The following is a 21,012-nucleotide window of genomic DNA, read 5'->3' on the forward strand; positions in this document are numbered from 1 at the left end:
CAAGCCCTTGGCGCATCAGCCCACGCGCCGATCACCCGTCATTCGGTGCCCTGCAGCTCCCGTCGGAACGCATCCACCGACCAGTCGCGGCCGAGGAAATCGCGCGCCAGGACGTTCATCGATGCACTGCCGCCCGGCGCCAGCACACGCTCCCGGTAACGCAGCGCCGTCGCCCGGTCGCGGAGCCCGTTGCGACGGAACTCGCCGAACAGGTCGCTCGCCAGCGCCTTTGACCAGACATAGGTGTAATAGGACGCGCCATAGCCGATGACGTGGCCGAACGACGCATATTCATGCGTCCCCGGCGGGTTGGGCACAGGCCCATAGCGGTCGTAGGCCGTCGTGAAGACCCGCGACAGGTCGCCCCCCTGCTGCCCACCCGAATAGAGCTCCAGCGCCGCATTTGAATAGCCGAGCTGGCGGGTCCAGGTGGCGCCCTCTCCGAAGCGCCGGCCGGCGTTCATGTTCGCGACCAGCGTCGCCGGGATCGGCTCGCCCTTGTCATTGGTGGCGAAGCGGCGAAGCGTCTCGTAATCCCGCACCCATTCCTCGAGCAGGGCGGACGGCGCCTCGACCACGTCGCCTTCAAGCTCGACTGCGTTTTGCGCGGCGAAACGCTGCGCACCGGAAAAGATCCAGTGAATGAGATGACCGAACTCGTGGAGGAAAGTGACGACCTCCTGATGTTCCATCTGTCCCTTGGTGAACGGGGTCATCAGCACCGCGACGGGCAGCTGCCGATCAGCGACGCCGAAGCGGGCAAAGCCCAGCGCCGCGTGAGTGTACTTGCCCGGCCGCGGATGCATGTCGAGGAAGAAGCGGCCGATCACCTTGCCGTCCTGCACCATCTCGAACGCCTCGACGTCGGCATGCCACGTCGCCGTCTTCCAAGGGCGGATGTCGACGCCGAACAGGTCGCTGGTCAGCGCGAAGATGCCGGCCTGCACCTTGTCAAAAGCAAAGTAGGGGCGGATCTCCGCTGGATCGACGGCGTAATCCTCCTGCTTCACCAGCTGGCGCGCGTAGTTGACGCTCGACGCATCGAGCTGCTTGAGGCCGGGGTCGTCACGTTGCAGCCGCGCAAGCATTCGCGCGATCTCGGCCTCGGCGACCGGGCGCGCGACCGCGTCGATGTCCGCCATGAAGCGCTCTACCCGCGCCGGACTCCCCGCCATGCGCGACGACAGGTCAAGTGCGGCAAAGCTTGGATAGCCAAGCAGCGTTGCCAGTTTCGCGCGATTTTCGACCACCCGGCCCAGAACAGCCGCGTTGGCGGGATAAGCGCGGGTCTGGAAGGCCGTCATCACTCGCTTACGCAGTTCGGCGCTGCGCGCGTTGCTCAGCAGCGGGAACACCTCGGGATAGGTCATCCCGATCCGCACCATCCCATCCGCGCCGACGGGGTGCGCCGCAAGCCAAGCCGCGGGAAGGCCGTCGAGTTCCTCCGGCCGGGCGGTCACGGTGCGATTATCCTCCGCGATATTCTTCTCGAAAGTCGCGGAGTCGGCGATGATCCGGTTCTGGAGTTTCGTTACCTCGGCGCGCGTCGCCTCGTCCTTGTCCACCCCGGCGCGGCGATAATTGGCGAGCTGGCGCGCCAGCATCGGCTGCAGTTCTGCGGGCACGCCCCGCTTCTCCACTTGCTGCAGCCGCTCGTAGATCGGGCGAGACATGCTGATGTCCACCATGGCCGCGCCGGATCGCTGGACACAGTCCTGTCCCGCTTGCCGGATGGCGGCATCCGGATGGACGTTCATCAGGATCATCGCATCGGTATTGCCCGCGGTCATGCCGACCAGGTACAGGTCGTCATAGGCGCGCAGTAGCGCGATTGGCTCGCTGTCCAGCGGCATGCCCTCGAGCCGCGCACGCAATGCCGCCATCGCGCTGAGCCGGCGGTCGCACTGCGCCTTAACCTCGGCCGGGCTTGCCGGCGCCAGGAGCAGCGGGCCAATCGCCGCGTCGGCGCTGACGGCGCTTGCGGACGCTACGCTGGCAGCTGGTGCCTGCGCCAGGATCGGCGCGGCGCTGCCGGCGAGCAGCAACGCAAGCGCGCGCAATCGCACGATGGACATGATGGCATTCCCCCCTGATTCTCTTGGACCGGTTGCGCCGTTTGGCCCCCGGCCGAGATGATCCGGGAATGATCGCGGGCGGTTGCTGCCCCCAGCAGCCCCCGGCATCCGCGATCACCCTCCCCCCGGAAGACGCCCCCGTAGCGCCAATCACCGGCCAGTGCGCTGGAAGTTTTTACGTGTAATTTCTTGATGATCGCGCGCGCTCACCGCATGGCGGTCGGCAGAAACTAGATATGTGGTGCAGATGAGCGGCGACGACACGGCTTACGATCAGCAGTTTGGCGTTAAATACAGGCCTGCGGAAGCGATCCTGCGCCATCCGCGCTTTCCGCAGGCTCGCGCTACCTATGTCGACCGCGTCATGACATTGTATGGAGAGGATGCCTTCCTCAACAAGCTGCTGATGGAAGCCGTTCGGATCGTCATCTTCTCGGTCGCGATCTGCCTCGATGCTGCCTATCGCGAAGAAGATCGCGGGACCTGGCCGACCGTCGCCAATCTAAAGAAGGCTTTGGCGATGTTCGGCCTCGCCAGCCCACGCCGGATCGAGCAGGTGACGGCGCGGCTGGTGCAGACCGGATTCCTGGAAAGTCGGGTGTCCCCGATCGATCGACGGGCGCGGTTACTTGTCCCGACCGCCCGAATGATCGATCACGATTGCCAATGGCTGATGGCGCATTATGCGCCGCTCGCCGAGATGTTCGGGCCCGACGATTTCGCATTGCCACTGTCGGGTGACTTGCGCTTCCAGCAGGTACAGCGCCGGGTGGCGACCGATTTCTTCCCGCAGTCCGCCGCGGTGCTCCTGCGCAACCCGGACATGATGCTGTTCCTGGCCCGTGATGCAGGCGTCTTCGTGCTGGTCTCGCTCGTGCAGGACAGTCTCGAGCGCGGGACGACGGAGGTGCCGCTGTCACTCTCCACGCTGGGCACGCGCTTCGGCGTCTCGCGAACCCACGTGCGCCAGCTCCTCGGCACGGCCAGCGAACAAGGCCTCGTCACGGTCGATCCGTCCCGCCGCACGATCGGCCTAAGCCCCCGCCTGCTGGCGAGCCTCGACCGCTTTATCGCCGACAGCATGTCAAACCATGACCTGACCGGCGCGGCGGCACGAAAGGAGCTCGCGCTGGCGTGATGCCCGCGCCGGTCGCACGTGGCGCGTCTCAGCGGCGCTGGCCACCCTTCGTCAGGCGCTCGTGCTCGGCCAGCGCCGCTTCATAGGCCGCGCGTTGCTGGGCGAAGATCTCCTGGTCCCGGCGCGCCTTTGCCAGCGCTTCCTGATGCGCGGCCTGCGCCTGTTCGTACGCCCGCTGATCGGCGGCCTGCTTCTCGCGCATCGCCGCGATCTCGAGCGATTGCTGCGCGGCCGTCGCAAGCTGCGCCGCATTCGCCTGGCTCAGCGCCTCCGCCTCAGGGTCGGTGGCACCCGGCCACAGCGCGTCGGGAATTGCATCTGGGCAGGGGTTGCGCGCCGGATCGGTCGAGATCAGCGCCAGCCGTTCCGCCGCCTCCCGGCCGTAAGCGTCTGCCTCCTCCTTCGCCGCCATGCTCCTCTTGAGCGCGGCGGCGCTGCAGAACGCCCAGGTCTGGGTGTCCTTCTTGTCGCTCAGCGTCAGCGCCTGATAGCGCTCCGCCACCTTCAAATGCGGGCTGACGGCCGGGTTCGCCGGAGCGGCAGGCGCGCCCGCGTCCACCGTATCCGCTTCGCCCCCCAGCGCCACGTTCGGATCGATGGTTGCCATCGGCTTCGCTGCGCCGAGGGGCACGATTGGCGCCGCGCCGCCGCGGCGAACAAGCAGTGTCGGTTCATCGCCGCTGCCCTTCTTGATCGCGGAGACCGATGCGCGATCGCGATAGACCAGCTGATAGGTCGAGCCGGTGATCGGGCTTTGATATTCGTACGTGCCAGACCCCGCCTTCACATATACGCGTTCCTGGCCCGCCTCGTCGACGCGCAGATCATCACCCTGCGGCTGGATCACGATCGAATAGCCCGATTCCGGAATGGAATAGGTACCCGCCGGAATGCTCTGCGCGATCGCTGGCGCGGCGGCGATTACCGCCCCACTCACCGCCAAGATTGTCCGCCACATTGTTGCTGACCTCCCATCGATCCCCGTAGCGAGGGTCCGTCTAGGGGGCTTGTGTCGTGATCGCCAGCATCTGCGGCGATCTCGCGCTATCCGTTCTGGCGTCTCGCGCGATCATCCTGCGATCCGCGGGGCGCTGCGGTCGTCTCGCAGCCAGCCAACCCGTCTTCCGCCTCGTCGCCGCGACGAGTGTCGCGATCGATCACCAGCATCGGGCGTGGCAGCGGCTCCACTCCCGCGCCCGGGCCGCCGCGCTTGCCACTCAGCCCGCGCTGAGATTTTGCGCGCCGCAGATCCAGGTCGGCGACGTCCAGCAGCTCGGTCAGGTCCCGGCCGCCGTCGCGTGAAAGCGCTATCCCGATGCTGCCGCCGACGCGCACCGTCTGCCCCGCGACCGTCAGTTCCCGCGTGATCGCGGCGCGGATCCCCTCCTTCAACGCAGCGGCCAGTTCCGGACTGGCATCCGGCACCACCAGCACGAACTCGTCGCCGCCCAGCCGCGCCGCCTGCGCATCCGCCGGTGCTACGCCGCGCAGGCGCTCGGCGACGCCGATCAGCACGTCATCCCCGGCCCGGTGTCCCAGCGTGTCGTTGATGCTCTTGAACCAGTCGAGATCGACGTAGAACACGGCCAGTCCGGCGCCGCTGCGTCCCGGCTGCTCCTCCGCCCAGCGGGCAAGGCCGGCACGGTTGAGGAGCCCCGTCAGCGGATCATGCCGCGCCTGATGATCGTTCGCCATTTCTGCCCGCATCGTGCGCACCAGCTGCTGGTTGAGGTGGAACGCCGCCGAACTCATGCTGATGAGGTAGAAGGGGATCTGGAACATCACGAGCAGCAGGATCGGCTCGCCCGACAGGCCCGCCGCGACGGCGCACGGTCCCAGGCTCAGCCCGATCATCAGGCCAACTAGCCGCGGCGCCCCGAAATTGCGGAAACAGATCCCGCCTACCATCGCTGCGGCCGACAGGCACGCCAGGGAAGCGGCCACCCAGTCGCCGCTCGCCACGCACATGAAGGTGCCATATCCAACGCTCGCCGCCCACAGCACCGCCAGCAGGATGTAGAGATCGGTCGGCCCGCGCCGCCCTTCCGCGACGGCGCGGCGCCCCAGCAGCAGCACCGGCAGGCGAACCGCACCGAGCAGCAGTTCCAGCGCAAGCCACAGATAAGCCTCGAACGTCTGCATCCGGGCTGCGACCACTGCGGACACCGCGATGGTGTTGAGCACCCCGCCGGCAAAGATCGGCAACGTCGAATACAGGCTGTGCAGCAGCGTGCGGCGCATACCATCGGGGATGTCCTTGCCGGGCTCGACCAGCCAACGTGTCAATGACCACCGGGGCAGTTCACCCCCGGCACCCGATCGTGCTTGCATGTTTCCGTCCGCCGCGCTTGCACCCCCCCGGGGCGCAGTTCCTGCAAGGTTGTTAGGCCGGCGAATCTTAACGGCCGGTTTGTATTAAAACACTGCCTAAATTGGCTCTCCCCACAACTCCGGTGAAGCAACCAGGACGTTATTGCTCTTCTTTAGCGGTTTCAGCGGGTTAACGCCGCCCTCACTCGGGAGCAGCGGGCATCACACGTATACGCGCCGCCTGGCGCCTAGTTGGCCCCTTGACGCTGGTGCGGAATGGACGGGTGGGTCGCGTGATCGAACCCACGCGACATGAAACTGCTATTGGCGACCAGCAGAGGGTCGGCGCCTCACGGGTCACCTCCAGATCGCTCAGTGCGGGCACAAGCAGACGATCAGAGCGCCCCATCTGCCAAACCGCGGCCTATATCGCCCTGATGAAGAATGGGCAGGTCGACGCGGTGCTCGACCTGCCCAAGTGCCCCGGAGGAAACGTCAAAAGTTGAAGCGAACACCTGCCCGATAGATACGACCAAGGGTGTCATACAGCGCCGGGTTGACGTCGAGACCGGTGTTGGTCTGCGGCGAGGGTGTCGGATCGTTGTCGAACACGTTGTCGACCTTTCCGTAGATACTGATCCCCTCCGTGATCTTGAAAGCGGCGCCCAGATCCAGGTAGAATTCGCCCTTCATCTTGTTGAAGTTTACCGTGTTGTTGTTCCCGGTCGAAACGGGGCAGTTCGTCTGACAGACGACGTAGCTGTTGTTGAACACGCCGTCAGAGAACCAACGCTCCTGCACCGTCAGCGTCAGGCGGCCGGTGTCATAAGTCTGCGTGGCAAGCCACTTCCAGTGGGGTATCGCGCCGGTGTTGGCGCCGGCATCGTCTCGCCGCGCGACGCCGGCGATTCCCGCATCGACAATGAATTTGCGCACGTGTGTACCCAGCGCCCGGACGGTGAAGGAGCCCGGCAGGCCGAGCGGCTCCTTCCACTGGTAGCTCGCCTCCAGATTGAAGCCGCTCGTTTTCCAGGACGCCAGGTTGAACGGCTGGACGTTGACGAAATTGGTGCCCTGCGGCCCGTCGAGCTGGAAGCCTCCGCAAAACGCCTGGTTCCCCTCGAAGCAGAAGCGGACGATCTGGTCGGGCGTCAGCGTGGATACGACCCCGCTGAGCTTGATCTGGTAATAGTCCACCGACAGGCTGAGCCCGGGCAACCACGAAGGCCGCGCATAGACGATGCCAAGCTCGGTATCGCGCGCGGTTTCCGGACGCAGGTCGGTATTGCCGACGGTGTTCTGGAACACCTGCACGGCGATGTTGCGGAACGGATCGTTGAAGCTTGGCAGCGTGGTCACCGTTGGGGCGGCGAAAAGTTCCGACAGGTTCGGCGCGCGGACGTCGCGTGACGTGACGGCGCGGAGCGTCAGCCCATCGATCGGCGAGTTCCACGTACCGCCGATCTTCCACGCCCACACTGTGCCGGACGTGCTGTAGTCGGTGACCCGGGCGGCGCCGTTCAGGTTCGCGCGCCCCGCCGCGTCGCTGTCCCATAGCGGCAGGTCGACTTCGAGGAAGCCTTCAATGACGTCATATTTGCCGCGGCCGTTCTTGTAGTTGCCGGCTGCCCAGTTGCTGCCCTGCGCAGAATTCAGCAGCGGATCGGCCGGATAGAGGGCGTTGTTAGGGCTGACGGGGCTGACCCCGGCGCCGTAGGCATCACCCCGCACCCGGTAATACTCCCGGCGGTACTCACCACCGAACGCGACGGACACTGGACCGGCCCAAAGGCTGACTGGCTGGCCGGAAAAGTTGAGGCTCACGACATCCTGCTTCAAAGTCGTGCGCTGCAGGGGCCCGGCCTGCGGCATAATGTAGTCCAACGCCGCCTGGCTGGGGGTGAAGTTGCCGAAAATATTGATCGGCTGGCATCCGAGCGCCCGCGCCGCCGGATCTGCGCAGACGATCGCGCCGTTCAGTACCACTGCGTTGGTGGCGGCCACGTAGCGCGGCTGGAGCACGATGCGATCGACGTCGATTGCAACCTTGGTGGTGCCGTGCTGATAATAAGCGTCGTAATTCCAGTCTGATCCACCGAGGCCGAAACGGCCCCTTGCACCAACTACGAAACGATACTGGTCACGGTCCGTCTGGACGAGCTGGTTCGGAAGCTGGCCGTTGCTCGATCCGAAGTTGAAGGAGGTGATGTTGGCCGCGGCGCAGCGATCGCGGATCAGCTGCGGCAGGAACGGGTTCGCGCATTGAACCGTGAGGTTCGGCCGGTTGTACCCCGGGCTCGGCTGATTGCTGGTCCGGACCTGCGCAATGTTGACCGTGCCGTAGATCTCGTTGTTCGGAGCGAAGTCATAGCCGATCCGGGCATAGCCGTTGATGCGTTCGAGCTTGGACTTGAGCGATGCGCTCGATCCCGGCGCACCCGACAGGTCACCGCCCACGCAGAAGGAATTGCCCGGGAAGCAGTTCGACACGCGACCGTTGCCGAGCGGCTGCCCGCCCGATCCGTAGTTGAAGTTCACGGGCGTGCCGTTCGCATCAAAAGCGATGCCTTGCAGCGGGCCGTTGTTGATGAGGCCGTACTTGGCGTACTGGTACGGCTGAGCGAAGTCGGAATAGACGAACTGCGGCCCGGGTCCGGTGGTGATGCCGGTGTTGAGCAGGGTGGACGCGCGGTGCCAGTCGCGACTGCCGGCAAGGTCGATGCCGTAATTGCCCGGGCCGACCCCGCCCTCATGGTCGTATTCGCCGCTGACGATCAGGTGCAGGCGGTCCTCCAGCAGCGACGTGCCATAGGCCGCCTGGACCAGCGCCGTCTCGTCGTCACCGTAGGTGGTGATGCTGCCAAGCACATTTGCCCTGAAGCCCTCGAACCGCGTGTCGGTGATGAAATTGACCACGCCGCCGACCGCGTCCGAGCCGTAGGAGGCGGATGCACCGCCGTTGACGATATCGACGCGTTTCACGAGCAGCTGCGGGAACATGCTGATGTCCGGCACGCCGGTCACATTGGCGCCGACCACGCGCTGGCCATCGAGCAGGGTAAGCGTGCGGATCGGCTGAAGGCCCCGCAACGAGAAGGAGCTGAGGCCCTGCGTGCCGCTGGACGTGCTGAACGTGCCGGTCGAGGCCCCCGTCGAACCCTGCAGCGAGGGGAGCTGCTGGATGGTGTTGAAGATGTTCGGCTGCGCGTTGTTGGCGATCTGCTCCTCGCCGATAACGGTGGTCGGCGTCGGCGCGTTGAAGCCGTCCGCGATAATGCGGCTGCCAGTGACGATGATGTCGGATGTGTCTTGCGGCCGCTCCCGGGAGGCATCGGGCAGCGCGGCGCTCGGCATTTCCTGCGGCGCAGCGGTGAGGAGATTCGGCGTTGTCTGCGCGGCGGTGGGAGCATTCGCCGGCGTCTCTGCCCCGGTGGGGGCGTTTGGCGTTGTCTGAGCCACGGCGGGCATTGCGACGAGCGCGGCGGTCAACGCGACCAGGCTGGAAGCACCGCACAATCGGCGGCGATCAGGCGTGAAGCAGTGCATCCATCCCTCCCCATGTTCATTTGCTGTTCGGTACCTGACCCACACAGGCCGGACCGCTCAGATCAATGTACCGGATCGGTTTGGAGCAAACATCTACGACCATAGTCGCAGGGCCGGCGCGCTGGTTCACAGACGAGCCAAAGACAAGGCGTGATGGACAGGAATGTAGAGCGTGCGCTGACCTTCCCGCGCGGCCGGCCGGTCGCGGTCCTGCATATCACTCGAGGAGGGTGGAGACTTACTGGCGCTGCCGCCTAGGGCATCAGCCGCTTGCGCCCTTGCGACAGGTGCCAGCGCATGGCGAGCGCTGCCCCATCGCCGTCCTGGGCGCGGATCGCGTCGACGATCGCATCATGCTCGTCCATCATCGCCTCGATCACCTGCGGCGGACGCGCGCGCGAGATGTCCACGCCCGCCCGCAGGATGCGCATGACTTCCTCCTGCAGCTGATCGAAGATCGCGACGAACGCGAGATTACCCGTCGCCTCCAGGATCGAGCGGTGGAGCAGCCAGTCCTCGTCATGCGCGGGCGCGCTGGACAGGAGCGCGACCCGCAGTTGCGCCAATCGTTGCTCGATCTGCTCCAGATCCCGCTGCGAGCGGCGATGCGCGGCGAGCCGCGCCCCCTCCGCCTCCACGACGAAGCGCACCTCATAGGTGCCGAGCGTCGCAGCCAGGCCTTCCAGCGGCACGTGCGTGCCGAGGCGCTCCGACGGCCGCCGCTTGACATAGGAACCGGCGCCGCGCCGCGCTTCGGTGATGCCATCAGCGGCCAGCCGTACGAGTGCCTCTCGCACAATGGTGCGCGACATGCCGAACATCTCCGCCAGGCGCGCTTCCGACGGCAGGCGGTCGCCGGGCGTCAGGTTCTCGTTGTTGATGATGCCGACGATCGCCGTGTAGGCGCGGTCCGCCAGTCTACCTTCTTGCACGGACGCTTGCCCTCATCGTTGCCTGTACGCGTCGACACCTCAGACGAGGTAGCTGAGCCCCACCACCATGACGAGTCCGGCGACCGAAATCACCGTCTCCAGCAAGGACCAGGTGCGGAAGGTGTCGGCGGTGCTGGTGCCCATATACCCTTTGACCAGCCAGAAGCCGGGATCATTGACGTGGCTGAAGAACACCGATCCGGCACCGATCGCCAGCACCACCAGTTCGGGCGACGCGCCGGAAGCGGCGACCACCCCGGGCATGATGCCGACTGCAGTGATCGTCGCGACCGTTGCCGATCCAGCCGCAAGACGGATGCCGACCGCGACGAGCCAGCCGAGCAACAGCGGGGAGATGGCGTACATCATTACTATGCGCGCCAGCAGGTCGGACAAGCCAGCACTCACCAGCACCTGCTTCAGCGCGCCGCCAGCGCCGATCGCCAGCAGGATAGCGCCCGCAGCCCCCATCGTCTCATGCCAGATCGAATCCTGGATCTTCGCCTCGCTCAGCCGGCGTCCGAACAGCAGCGGCAAGGCGATCAGATTGGCGATCAGCAGCGCCAGCACCGGATTGGCCGCGGCAGCGAGGAACGCTGAATCGCCAAGGCCTGGCACCAGCTTGCCGAGTTCGCCCGACGCGATCAGCACGATCGGCAGCAGCACGATGAAAAGTGCACGTCCGCGCGACGGCGTGACAAGGTCAATCACGGGGTCGCTCAGCACCGGCTCGATCAGCCTGATGCCCGGCGTCACGATGCGTGCCAGCACCGGGCCGGCAAGCACCGCGATCGGAACCGCGATCATCACGCCGTAGAGCATCGTAAGCCCGAGGTTCGCGCCCAGCGTCTCCACCGCGAGCAACGGGCCGGGATGCGGCGGCACAAGTGCATGGACGACGCCCAGCCCGGCGAGCGCTGGCATGATCAGCCGCAGCTTGGCAGCATCGCGCGTCGCAGGATCGTCGCCGCTTGTCATCTCCTTCGCAGCAGCGACAACGATGGGGAGCAACAGCACCAGCCCCGTCTCGAAGAACAGGGGCAGGCCGATGACGATCGCGATGCCGAGGGTCGCCCAGGGCGCGGCACGTGGACCGGTCAGCCGCAATGCACCGTTCGCGAGCGATGCGGCGGCGCCCGACAGGTGCAACATCGCGCCGAGCGACAAGCCAAGCGACACTACCAGGCCGGTGCCCCCGATGATGTCACCGACGCCCTTCTGTACCGCCTTCGCAGTATCGGCCAGCGGAAGTCCCGCGAGCAGGCCTACGGCAAAGGCTCCGCAGAGGAGGCCGATGAATGGATGAAGCCGCGCGCGAACGATCAGCAGGATCGCAAGCGCAATTCCGGTGAGCGCCGCGGCGACCAGTTGCAGGTCACTGGCGCCGGTCATGCGTGGCTGCCGAAAAGATTGCCCGCCGCAAGTTCCGAGGCTGCCGCCTTCGTGCGCACCATCCTGACCCCTCCCAAGTACGAGCAAGTAGTCCGACAGATTTCGAACGATCTGTGAATAAACCGCTTGCGCCCGTCAGTATTACTCAGACATAGTGCGATCTGTCCAACCGATTCTGGAAAACCAGAACAATGATGGGCCGCTCGCCCAAATGAGGTGGCGGAGCGCCGATGGCTAAAGCCAAGGGAGGGATGCGATGGTGACGTCTGCTCAGGTGACGGTGGATCCGTCTGAAGCAAACATGTCGACGGCGTGCGACAGCCGAACGGCGGTCCGGCTAACGCCGACGCAGATCAAGGTCCTGCGCGGTGTTCATTCGGGACGACTGAACAAGCAGATCGCCTATGATCTCGGTATCGCTGAAGCGACGGTGAAGTCGCACATGACAGCGCTGATGCGAAAGCTGAACGTGCGCAATCGCACGCAGGTGGCGATTGCCGCGCAAACACTGGCGCTGCCTGTCGCCTGACCTTGACCGCGCGTCGCTTTGACGAGCGCGTCGACATCTCCGTCGCGGAGTATCCCATGAAGGCGTTCGTCCTGCTGACCCTTGCGCTGCTGGTGGCGCCCGCTCCTGCCCGTGCGCAGTCGACGTCGGTCTTTCTCTCCGCTCCTGACGATCCACGAGCGGTCACCGTCAAAGGTGTGGGCGACGGACGGGCTGACGATAGCGCCGCTATCCAGCAGGCGATCGACGCGGTCGCCGCCGACCGACAGCGTGGCGGCGGGGGCATCGTGTTCCTGCCGTCGGGGCGCTATCGCATCTCGCGCACGATCTTCTTGCGGTCGGGCGTGCGGATGTTCGGGGTCGGCCCGACCCGCCCGGTCATCATGCTCGGTGACAATACGCCGGGGTTCGCCCGTGGCATCGGTGCCATGCTCAGCTTCACCGGTGAGGACCAGTATAGCGCGGGCAAGCCGCCCGTGGCCCCGCCCACCAGCGTGCCTCCGAACGACTCCGTATTCGACGCGACCTCCACCACTTTCTACTCAGCGCTGGCGAACGTCGACTTTCGTATCGGGGCTGGGAATGGCGGGGCGGTAGCCGTGCGCTCCCGCGTCGCGCAGCACGGCTATCTGCGCCACATCGATTTCCACATCGATTCGGGCTTCGCCGGCATCTACCAGGCAGGCAACGAGGCCGACAATCTGCGCTTCTTCGGCGGGCGCTACGGCATCGTCACCGAGAAGACCTCACCCGCGTGGCAGTTTACGCTGATCGACTCCGAATTCTCCGGTCAGCGAGAGGCGGCGATCCGCGAGCATGAGGTCCTCCTGACGCTGGTCAACGTCGCTATCCGCGACACCCCCGTCGGGATCGAGATCGATCGCGGCTATTCGGACTCGCTGTGGGGCAAGAACGTTCGTTTCGAGAACGTCAGCCGTGCCGGCGTGATCATCTCAAGCGAGACTAGCGTCTTCACGCAGATCGGGTTCGACAACGCGGTGGGTGTGAACACGCCGGTGTTTGCGCAATTCCGCGAAAGCGGCCGCACGATCCCCGGGCAAGGCAGAGCGTGGCGCGTAAGCGATTTCTCGCACGGGCTGAAGCTCGCCGCACTTGGCGCGATGGGCACCACCGCCACCGACATCACCATGGCCCCGCTTGGTGATGCACCTCTTCGTCCCGCAGCGGCGCTTCCGCTGCTGCCGCCAGTCAGCGAGTGGGCGAACGTGCGGGCGCTCGGCGCGAAAGGCGATGACCAGACGGATGACACCGCCGCGTTGCAGCGCGCGATCGACGCCAACCGCGTCGTCTATTTGCCGATGGGTCGGTATCGGATCACGGACACGCTGAGGCTCAGGCCCGACAGCGTGCTGATCTCGCTCCACCCCAACCGCACCCAGATCTACCTGCCCGACAATGCGCCGCGCTTCGCGGGCGTGGGCAATGCCAAGGCGATGATCGAGAGCGGCAAAGGCGGGGCCGCGGTTCTCTACGGCGTCGGGCTCTACGCCGGCGGGGTCAATCCGCGCGCGTCGAACGTCATCTGGCGCGCAGGCGAACGCTCGATGATCAACGACGTGCGGATTCACGGCCCCGTCGTCTACAACAACGGCAAGGCGAGCGGTGGCGGAATCGACCCCGCGGCGCGCTGGGATGGGCAGCAGGCGAGCATCTGGGTAACAGACGGCGGCGGCGGCACGTTCAACGCGATCTGGACGCCAAACGGCCTCGCCTCCACCGGCTTCTACGTCACCGACACCAAGACGCCCGGCCATGTCTACGAATTGTCAGCCGAGCACCATTTCAAGAACGAGATCGTGCTGCGCAACGTCGAGAATTGGGAGTTTCTCGCGCCGCAGACCGAGCAGGAGGTGCGCGACGGCCTGTATGCGGTGTCCACCGAATTCCACAACAGCCGCAACATCCTCTTCGCCAACTATCACGGCTACCGCGTCACCCGCACCGCCAAGCCGATGGACACGGCCGTGCGGCTGGTGAATTCGGGCGAGATCCGCTTCCGCAACGTCCATGTGAACGCCGAAAGCGCCTATGCGCACTGCGACGCGAAAGGCTGCGGCACCTTCGTGCGGGCAAGCAAATACCCGTTTGAGAACGCCATAACGGACGTGACCACTGGGCAGGAGGTGCGCGAGCGCGAGTTTGCGAAGCTGGATGTGCCGCCGGCTACATCGCGGCCCGCGGCTCTGCCCGAAGTGCCGGACACACCGGGCGTGACGAAGCTCGCCGACGGGTTCTACTCAGTCGCGGGGGGTGCGGTCGACGCACAAGGCAAGCTCTACTTCATCGACCGGTTTCATCAGCGGATTCACGGCTGGTCGCCATCGGAAGGGCTCACCACCGTCAGCCAGGCGACGCTCGATCCGGTAAACCTGACGGTGGACCGATCGGGCCGCCTGCTGGTGCTCTCCGCCGCCGGTCGTGATGGCACGGTCTATAGTGTCGACCCGAAGGCGCCCGATGATATTCGCACTATCCCCGCCACCGGTCCACGCCCTGGCAGCGCGATCGCGCTTCCTGTCAACGTCTGGGCGAACGGCGAGTTTGCCGATCGCATCGATCAGACGACCTACGAATACCCGCCCCTCTCCCACTTCTTCACCAGCAAGATGGGCGAGGCAAAGCGCGAGGCCTATGTTTCGCCCGACGGATCGACCGCCATTCCGGCGTTCCGCGTCTGGAACCAGGGGCCGGACGACCATCAGGGCTGGCGCTGGTCAGACACGCTCGACAGTTACGGGCTGGTCACAGCCCGCCCGGGCGAGCGCGTGTACCTGACCAACGCGTCGGAGAACCTGACCTACAGCGGCAAGGTGGCGGCAAGTGGCGCACTCACCGACCTGCGCGTCGTCGCCCCGCGCGGCGGCGAGAGCGTGGCGCGTGATCCCGCCGGCAACCTTTACGTCGCGAACGGGCAGGTTTGGGTCTACGACAAAAATGGTCGCGAAGTGCGCCGCATCGACGTGCCCGAGCGGCCATTACAATTGTTGATCGGCGGCCCCGGGGGGCGCACCCTTTTCATCCTGGCCCACCACGCGCTTTACTCGGTCGCGATCTGAGCCGACCGTGCGTCTCTGTCGAGACGATCCATCGCGTGGACAGATGCTACACGACCGTCACATAGCCAAAAAGGTGAGAAGCGCCGCACCTGCGTGCGGCAGATGGTCTTCGGCACCGGCTCAACGATGAGATTGTTCTCGCCGGCTTGAAGACCAGCCTCGAAGACCTCACCCGCAGAGCGAGGGCTCCGCGCATCGCGCTACGCCTGATCTCGATCGGGGAGTGGTGCCGCTTACAGGACTCGAACCTGTGACCCCCGCATTACGAATGCGATGCTCTACCAGCTGAGCTAAAGCGGCCCGTGCGTGCCCCGGAAGGGCTCGTCGAGGCGCGGCGCCTAGCAGGGGGTTGCGCTCGACGCAAGCCCGCTGTGCCTTTACGTCGCCTTTACCACATAAGGCCCACATTAGGCGTGGGACACAATCGTCCAAGGGGCAGTACGCATGGATATCCGCGGCTTCGATCGAGCGCATGGCGAACGCGAGAGTGATCCGACCGAGGGCGGCGTCGGAGAGGCGACGGTGCCGGTCGGCGCGGACGAGCGGCGCATGCACGTGCGCGCCTATAACCATTGGGTGTCGCTGCTGGGCGGGCGCGCGTTCCCGCCGATCGAGGCGCTCGATCCGGCGCGGATCGCCGATTTCGGCCCGCACAGCGTGCTGCTCGATTTCACCGGCAATGCCGAGGATCCCGCGATCAGCTTCCTTGGCGAGGCACTGCGCGAGGAATGCGCGCTCGACCACGCCATCTCGCATATCTCCGAAGTGCCGGCCCGCTCGCTCCTGTCGCGGCTGACGGATCATTGCCACCAGATCATCGCCAATCGCGCGCCGATCGGCTTCGAGGCGGAATTCGTCGGCACCCGCGGCCACAACACCATGTACCGCGGCATCCTGCTGCCCTTCTCGTCCGACGGTGCGACGATCGACTTCATCTACGGCGTCATCAACTGGAAGGAGATCGTGGGCGAGGCGGAGCAGGCGCAGCTCGCCGAGGAACTTGCCGCCGCCGTGCGCAGCGCGCCGAAGATCGAGCCGCCAGCTGCGGTCTGGGCCGATGGCCCCAGCGCCGCGTTCGGCGGTGAGGACGAAACGTCGTTCGCCACCGACGCGGAGGGCGACGACCGCGCGCCGCTCGCCACCCTGTCGCTCGACGTCGCGGCAGCGCCGGGGGACATCGTGGTGCTCGTCGCCCGGGCCGGCGAGAATGGCCGCTTCGACGTGCTCGGTGCCGTTACCGATGATCCTGCCCTGATCGATCGGGCCGCTGCCCGTATCGGCTGACACACCAGTCGTTACATTCGTTACAAGGCTTGAGCCCGGCGGCGGGGCGGCGCATAGCCTGCCGCCATGTCGAAAGCATCGATGACGGCGCTGACCAAGGCGCTTGCCGACCGGCTCACCAAAGGGGCTCTGCCGGGCGAACTGGACGGCTTCGGCCCTGCGGAGCAGGCTGAAGCCGCTGCCTTCCTGGCCGCGGCGGCGGAGCGGCGTGCTGCCGGCACCGTCGCCATTGCGCTCGATCCGCTGCCGGGTGACGGCCCGTCGCGGCGCATGCGGCTGGCGATCGTCAACGACGACATGCCCTTCCTCGTCGATTCGATCGCAGGGGTGATCGGCGCGCACGACATTGCGATCGATCGGATCATCCATCCCGTGTTGCCCGTCACCCGCGATGCCGATGGCGTGCTGCAAGGTGTCGGCGACGCTGGCGTGCGCGAATCGATGATCTACATCGAAACCGAGCGCGCCGATGCGCGTGACCGGCGCGACCTGCTTGACGATCTCGCCTCGTGCCTCGCCGACGTTCGCGTCGCCGTCGAGGACTGGCGGCGCATGCAGGCGACGCTGGCCGCGGACGCCGGCATGATCGAGGATACCGGCGGGGACCCGGAAGGCGCCTCGCTGATGCGCTGGTTCCTCGACCGGCACTTCACCCTGCTCGGCCACGAACGCTGGATGGCGGATGCCGGCGGCGAGACCGGCCGGATCGTCGGCGAGCAGCTCGGCATCGCCCGCAACGCGCACGAGCCGCCGCTGTTGGCCGACCGCTCACGCCACCTCGCGATCAATTATTTCGCCGCCGGCAAGGCTGCGCCGCTGCTCCTCAAGTCGAGCCTGATCTCGCCGGTCCATCGCCGCGTGCCGATCGATCTCGTCGTGGTGCCGATCCGGCAGGGCAGCACGATCGCCGGCCTGTCGATCCATGCGGGCCTGTGGACCTCCGCCGCGTTGAACGCCCCGCCGCGCAGCGTCCCCGTGCTGCGCCAGCGGCTGGCCGACATGGAGGCCAAGTTCGGCTTCGACCCGGCCGGCCACACCGGCAAGGCGCTGACCCATGCGATGGCCGCGCTGCCGCACGACCTCGTCACCGCGGTCGATGCCGCATCGGTGGAAACGCTCGCGCTCACCGCGATGAGCCTTGCCGATCGCCCGCGGCCCAAGCTCGTCCTGCTGCGCTCGGCGCTCGGGCGGCACCTCTTCGCCTTCGTCTGGCTCCCGCGCGACGATCTCACCACCGCGCGCCGCGTGGCGATCGGCGAGATGCTGGCCGAGGCGGCGAACGGCGGCGTCCTCAACTGGTCGATCGCGCTCGAAGACGGCACCGTCGCGATGATCCGCTTCACGATCGATCTTCGCCAGTCGGGGGTCATGCCCGATACCGCGGCGCTCGACGCGCGGCTGGAAAAGATGGTGCGCGGCTGGGAACGCGACGTAGAGGCGGCACTGGCCGATCGCATCGCGCCGGCCCGCGCCGCCCGCCTCGCGCTGCGCTGGGCCGCGGCCTTCCCGCCCAATTACCGCAACGTCAGCACCGCCGAGGAAGCGGCCGAAGACGTGCTGCGCATCGCCGACCTCTCCGGGCCGGAGGATCGCGCGGTCCACCTCTATCCGCCCGCGGAGGGCGATGATCAGCGGCTCAAGATCTACAAGTCGAACGGCGCGCTTGCGCTGTCCGAAGCGGTGCCGGTGCTGGAGAATTTCGGCTACCGCGTGATCGGCGAACTGCCCACCCGCCTGCGCGAGGACAGTGACGCTTTCGTCCACGATTTCATCGTCCAGCCGCAGGGCGATGTGTCGCAGATCGATCGCCACGTGCTCGAAGGCGCGATCGCCGCCGTGCTGCGCGGCGAGGCGGAGAATGACGCCTTCAACCGGCTGATGATCACCGCCGGCCTCGCGCCGGCCGCCGTGCTCCTCTATCGCGCCTGGTTCCGCTACCTGCGCCAGGCGGGGCTTTCATACGGCCTTGGCACCGTGGTCGATGCGCTGAGCCGCGCACCGATGCTCGCCAAGGCACTGATCGATCGCTTCACCTTTGCGCATGATCCCAAGGCCAGCGGCGATACCGATGCGGTCGATGCCGCCATCGCCGCCGGGCTCGATGCGATCGTCGCAATCGATGACGATCGGATCCTGCGCGCCTTCAAGGCCGTCATCAACGCTACCTTGCGCACCAATGCCTTCGCCCCCGCCGGCCAGGAAGCGCTGGCGTTCAAGCTCGATTCCAGCCGCATCCCCGGCCTTCCCGCCCCGCTGCCATGGCGCGAGGTGTGGGTGTACAGCCCGCGCGTCGAGGGCATCCACCTGCGCGCCGGCCCGGTCGCGCGCGGCGGCCTGCGCTGGTCTGACCGGCGCGACGACTTCCGCACCGAGATCCTCGGCCTGATGAAGGCGCAGCGGGTGAAGAACGCGGTCATCGTGCCGACCGGCGCGAAGGGCGGCTTCTACCCCAAGCAGCTGCCCAATCCCGCCACGGATCGCGAGGCCTGGTTCGCGGAAGGGACGGAAAGCTACCGCATCTTCATCCGCACGCTCTTGTCGATCACCGACAACATCGTTGCCGGCACGGTCGTCCATCCCGAGGGCGTGCGCGTCCACGACGGCGAGGATCCCTATTTCGTCGTCGCTGCGGACAAGGGCACCGCTACGTTCAGTGACGTCGCCAATGCGATCGCGCTCGAACGCGGCTTCTGGCTGGGTGATGCCTTCGCCAGCGGCGGCAGCCAGGGCTATGATCACAAGGCGATGGGCATCACGGCGCGCGGCGCCTGGATCTCGGTGCAGCGCCACTTCGCCGAACGCGGCATCGACGTGCAGCAGGACGTGATCCGCGTCGTCGGTTGCGGCGACATGTCGGGCGACGTGTTCGGCAACGGCATGCTTCTTTCGAAGACGCTGAAGATCGTCGCCGCCTTCGATCACCGGCACATCTTCCTCGATCCCGATCCCGATCCCGCGGCGAGCTGGACGGAGCGCGCACGGCTGTTCAGCCTCCCGCGGTCGAGCTGGGACGATTATGACAAGGCGCTGATCTCGGCCGGCGGCGGCGTCTTCCCGCGCAGCGCCAAGACGATCCGCCTGACGCCCGAGGTAAAGGCCGCGCTCGGCATCACGCTCGACGAGATGGAGCCGACCGCTCTCATTTCCGCGATCCTGAGGGCGCCGGTCGATCTCGTCTGGTTCGGCGGCATCGGCACCTATGTGAAGGCCGCGAGCGAGAACAACGCTGCCGTCGGCGATCCCGCCAACGATCGCCTGCGCGTCAATGGCGAGGACGTGCGCGCCATCGCGATCGGGGAAGGCGCCAACCTCGGCGTCACGCAGGCCGGCCGCATCGCCTTCGCTGCCAAGGGTGGACGCATCAATACGGACTTCATCGACAATTCGGCCGGCGTCGATTGTTCGGACAATGAAGTGAACATCAAGATCGCGCTCAACCGCGAAATGGCCGAAGGCCGGCTGGCGTTCGACGATCGCAATGCGCTGCTCGGCGCGATGACGGACGATGTCGCGCATCTGGTGCTGGAGGATAACCGCCTCCAGACGCTGGCGCTGTCCATCGCGGAGCGAGCCGGCGCCCGCGGCGTGCCGAGCTATGTGCGGGCGATCGAGATCTTCGAGGCGACCGGTCGGCTCGATCGCCAGGTCGAGGGGCTTGCCTCGAACGAGGATTTGCTGCGGCGCGCCGGCGAAGGGCGTGGCCTTACCCGGCCGGAGCTCGCCGTGCTGCTCTCCACCGCGAAGCTCGCGCTGCAGGATGCGATCGAGCAGGCCGGCCTCGGCGCCGATCCGCTGCTTGAGCCCGATCTGCTCGCCGCCTTCCCGCCGGCGATGCGTGAAGGCTACGCCGGTGCGATCGAGCACCATCAGCTGCGTAGCGAGATCGTCGCGACGAAGCTCGCCAACCGCATCGTCAACCGCACCGGCCTGCTCGATCCGTTCGAACTGGCGGAGGAGGAAGGCGCCGCGCTTGGCGACGTCGCGGCGATGTTCGTGGTCGCGGAAAAAATGTTCCGCCTCGACGCCTTGTGGCGCGACATCGAGACCACCGCCATGTCGGAGGAGGGCCGCCTCGCGCTGTTCGAAGGCGTCGCGCGTGCCGTCCGCTCGCAGGTGTCGGATCTGCTGCGCGTCGTTCCCTCCGGCACGATGCCGAGCGCGGTGCTCGAACGGCTCGGCAAGGGGGTCGGCAAGCTCGAGACGCAGGCCAGCGACTTGCTGCTGCAGGAAGCGCGCGATGCCAGCGCCCGGATGGCCACCCGCCTCACCCGCGCCGGCGCGCCCGAATCGTTGGTCGCGCGCGTGGTCCGCCTCCACGAGATCGACGGCGCGATCGGCCTGGTCGATCTCAGCGCCCGGCTGAAGAGCGACGAGACTCATCTCACCCGCGCCTACACCCGGCTCGGCGAAGCGCTCGGGCTCGACTGGGCACAGGCAGCCGCAGCGCGCCTCGCCCCGTCCGATCCGTGGGAGCGGCTGCTGATCGCCGGGCTGGTGCGCGATTTCGAGCAGATGCGGCTCGATTTCCTCGCCCGCGAAGGGGCGCGCGATCCCGATGCGGCCGTGGACGCGTGGCTTGGCGACAATGCCGCGCGCGTGGCGCAGTTCACCGCCGTTGTCGGCCGCGCCCGCCAGTCCGCCGCGCCGACCGCCGCGATGCTGGCCCAGCTTGCCAGCCAGGCGCGGATGCTGCTCGGCCGCTAAGGCCCGGCGTCGGCGATCAAGGGATGCCCCGGCCTCGCGCCGGGGC

11 protein-coding genes and 1 tRNA gene are annotated in these 21,012 nt (G+C 66.5%); 5 read left to right on the forward strand and 7 right to left on the reverse strand.

The window, feature by feature from the left end; all coding sequences use genetic code 11:
• Nucleotides 1-38: 38 nt before the first annotated feature.
• Complete coding sequence (locus ACH0AE_RS14210) at nucleotides 39-2,075, reverse strand: M3 family metallopeptidase (RefSeq protein WP_294441882.1); 2,037 nt, start codon at nucleotides 2,073-2,075, stop codon at nucleotides 39-41.
• Between the two features lie 247 nt (nucleotides 2,076-2,322).
• Here ACH0AE_RS14210 and ACH0AE_RS14215 point away from each other — a divergent pair, with 247 nt between their 5' ends.
• Nucleotides 2,323-3,213 (forward strand): hypothetical protein, encoded by an 891-nt coding sequence (locus ACH0AE_RS14215; RefSeq protein ID WP_294441883.1) that lies wholly within the window; start codon nucleotides 2,323-2,325, stop codon nucleotides 3,211-3,213.
• A gap of 28 nt (nucleotides 3,214-3,241) precedes the next feature.
• Here ACH0AE_RS14215 and ACH0AE_RS14220 read toward each other — a convergent pair whose 3' ends face one another.
• The 5 genes from ACH0AE_RS14220 to ACH0AE_RS14240 all read right to left on the reverse strand — a co-directional run bounded on the left by ACH0AE_RS14220 (nucleotide 3,242) and on the right by ACH0AE_RS14240 (nucleotide 11,393).
• Nucleotides 3,242-4,171, reverse strand: a complete 930-nt coding sequence (locus ACH0AE_RS14220) for a hypothetical protein (RefSeq protein ID WP_294441884.1) — start codon at nucleotides 4,169-4,171, stop codon at nucleotides 3,242-3,244.
• An 86-nt stretch (nucleotides 4,172-4,257) separates the two neighbouring features.
• Nucleotides 4,258-5,499, reverse strand: coding sequence for a diguanylate cyclase (locus ACH0AE_RS14225; protein ID WP_294441885.1), 1,242 nt, complete (start codon nucleotides 5,497-5,499; stop codon nucleotides 4,258-4,260).
• Nucleotides 5,500-6,018: 519 nt separating this feature from the next.
• Nucleotides 6,019-9,069: a TonB-dependent receptor plug domain-containing protein gene (locus ACH0AE_RS14230; RefSeq protein ID WP_406875823.1), complete on the reverse strand. Its 3,051-nt coding sequence runs from the start codon at nucleotides 9,067-9,069 to the stop codon at nucleotides 6,019-6,021.
• A 254-nt stretch (nucleotides 9,070-9,323) separates the two neighbouring features.
• Nucleotides 9,324-10,001: a FadR/GntR family transcriptional regulator gene (locus ACH0AE_RS14235; protein WP_294441886.1), complete on the reverse strand. Its 678-nt coding sequence runs from the start codon at nucleotides 9,999-10,001 to the stop codon at nucleotides 9,324-9,326.
• Between the two features lie 39 nt (nucleotides 10,002-10,040).
• Complete coding sequence (locus ACH0AE_RS14240; RefSeq protein WP_406875824.1) at nucleotides 10,041-11,393, reverse strand: GntP family permease; 1,353 nt, start codon at nucleotides 11,391-11,393, stop codon at nucleotides 10,041-10,043.
• 301 nt (nucleotides 11,394-11,694) lie between these two features.
• On the opposite strand from ACH0AE_RS14240, the gene ACH0AE_RS14245 reads away from it, so the two are divergent.
• The gene (locus tag ACH0AE_RS14245; RefSeq protein ID WP_294441934.1) at nucleotides 11,695-11,922 is read left to right on the forward strand and encodes a response regulator transcription factor; all 228 of its coding nucleotides are present in this window, start codon (nucleotides 11,695-11,697) and stop codon (nucleotides 11,920-11,922) included.
• Nucleotides 11,923-11,978: 56 nt separating this feature from the next.
• On the forward strand, nucleotides 11,979-14,978 hold the full coding sequence (locus ACH0AE_RS14250) for a glycosyl hydrolase family 28-related protein (RefSeq protein ID WP_294441888.1): 3,000 nt from the start codon (nucleotides 11,979-11,981) through the stop codon (nucleotides 14,976-14,978).
• Nucleotides 14,979-15,202: 224 nt separating this feature from the next.
• On the opposite strand, the gene ACH0AE_RS14255 is transcribed toward ACH0AE_RS14250, so the two are convergent.
• Nucleotides 15,203-15,278: transfer RNA gene (locus ACH0AE_RS14255), tRNA-Thr, on the reverse strand.
• 144 nt (nucleotides 15,279-15,422) lie between these two features.
• Between ACH0AE_RS14255 and ACH0AE_RS14260 the strand changes: the two genes are divergently transcribed.
• On the forward strand, nucleotides 15,423-16,262 hold the full coding sequence (locus ACH0AE_RS14260) for a hypothetical protein (protein WP_406875825.1): 840 nt from the start codon (nucleotides 15,423-15,425) through the stop codon (nucleotides 16,260-16,262).
• A gap of 66 nt (nucleotides 16,263-16,328) precedes the next feature.
• The gene (locus ACH0AE_RS14265) at nucleotides 16,329-20,966 is read left to right on the forward strand and encodes an NAD-glutamate dehydrogenase domain-containing protein (protein WP_294441889.1); all 4,638 of its coding nucleotides are present in this window, start codon (nucleotides 16,329-16,331) and stop codon (nucleotides 20,964-20,966) included.
• Nucleotides 20,967-21,012: the final 46 nt, after the last annotated feature.

The sequence above is a fragment of the Sphingomonas sp. 179-A 2A2 NHS genome, assembly GCF_045371305.1.
Lineage (GTDB): Bacteria > Pseudomonadota > Alphaproteobacteria > Sphingomonadales > Sphingomonadaceae > Sphingomonas.

Coding starts and splice junctions, on each gene's coding strand:
- ACH0AE_RS14210 (WP_294441882.1), bottom strand. CDS start 2,075: ATGTCCATCGTGCGATTGCGCGCGCTTGCGTTGCTGCTCGCCGGCAGC.
- ACH0AE_RS14260 (WP_406875825.1), top strand. CDS start 15,423: ATGGATATCCGCGGCTTCGATCGAGCGCATGGCGAACGCGAGAGTGAT.
- ACH0AE_RS14245 (WP_294441934.1), top strand. CDS start 11,695: ATGTCGACGGCGTGCGACAGCCGAACGGCGGTCCGGCTAACGCCGACG.
- ACH0AE_RS14215 (WP_294441883.1), top strand. CDS start 2,323: ATGAGCGGCGACGACACGGCTTACGATCAGCAGTTTGGCGTTAAATAC.
- ACH0AE_RS14250 (WP_294441888.1), top strand. CDS start 11,979: ATGAAGGCGTTCGTCCTGCTGACCCTTGCGCTGCTGGTGGCGCCCGCT.
- ACH0AE_RS14265 (WP_294441889.1), top strand. CDS start 16,329: ATGTCGAAAGCATCGATGACGGCGCTGACCAAGGCGCTTGCCGACCGG.
- ACH0AE_RS14240 (WP_406875824.1), bottom strand. CDS start 11,393: ATGACCGGCGCCAGTGACCTGCAACTGGTCGCCGCGGCGCTCACCGGA.
- ACH0AE_RS14220 (WP_294441884.1), bottom strand. CDS start 4,171: ATGTGGCGGACAATCTTGGCGGTGAGTGGGGCGGTAATCGCCGCCGCG.
- ACH0AE_RS14230 (WP_406875823.1), bottom strand. CDS start 9,069: ATGCACTGCTTCACGCCTGATCGCCGCCGATTGTGCGGTGCTTCCAGC.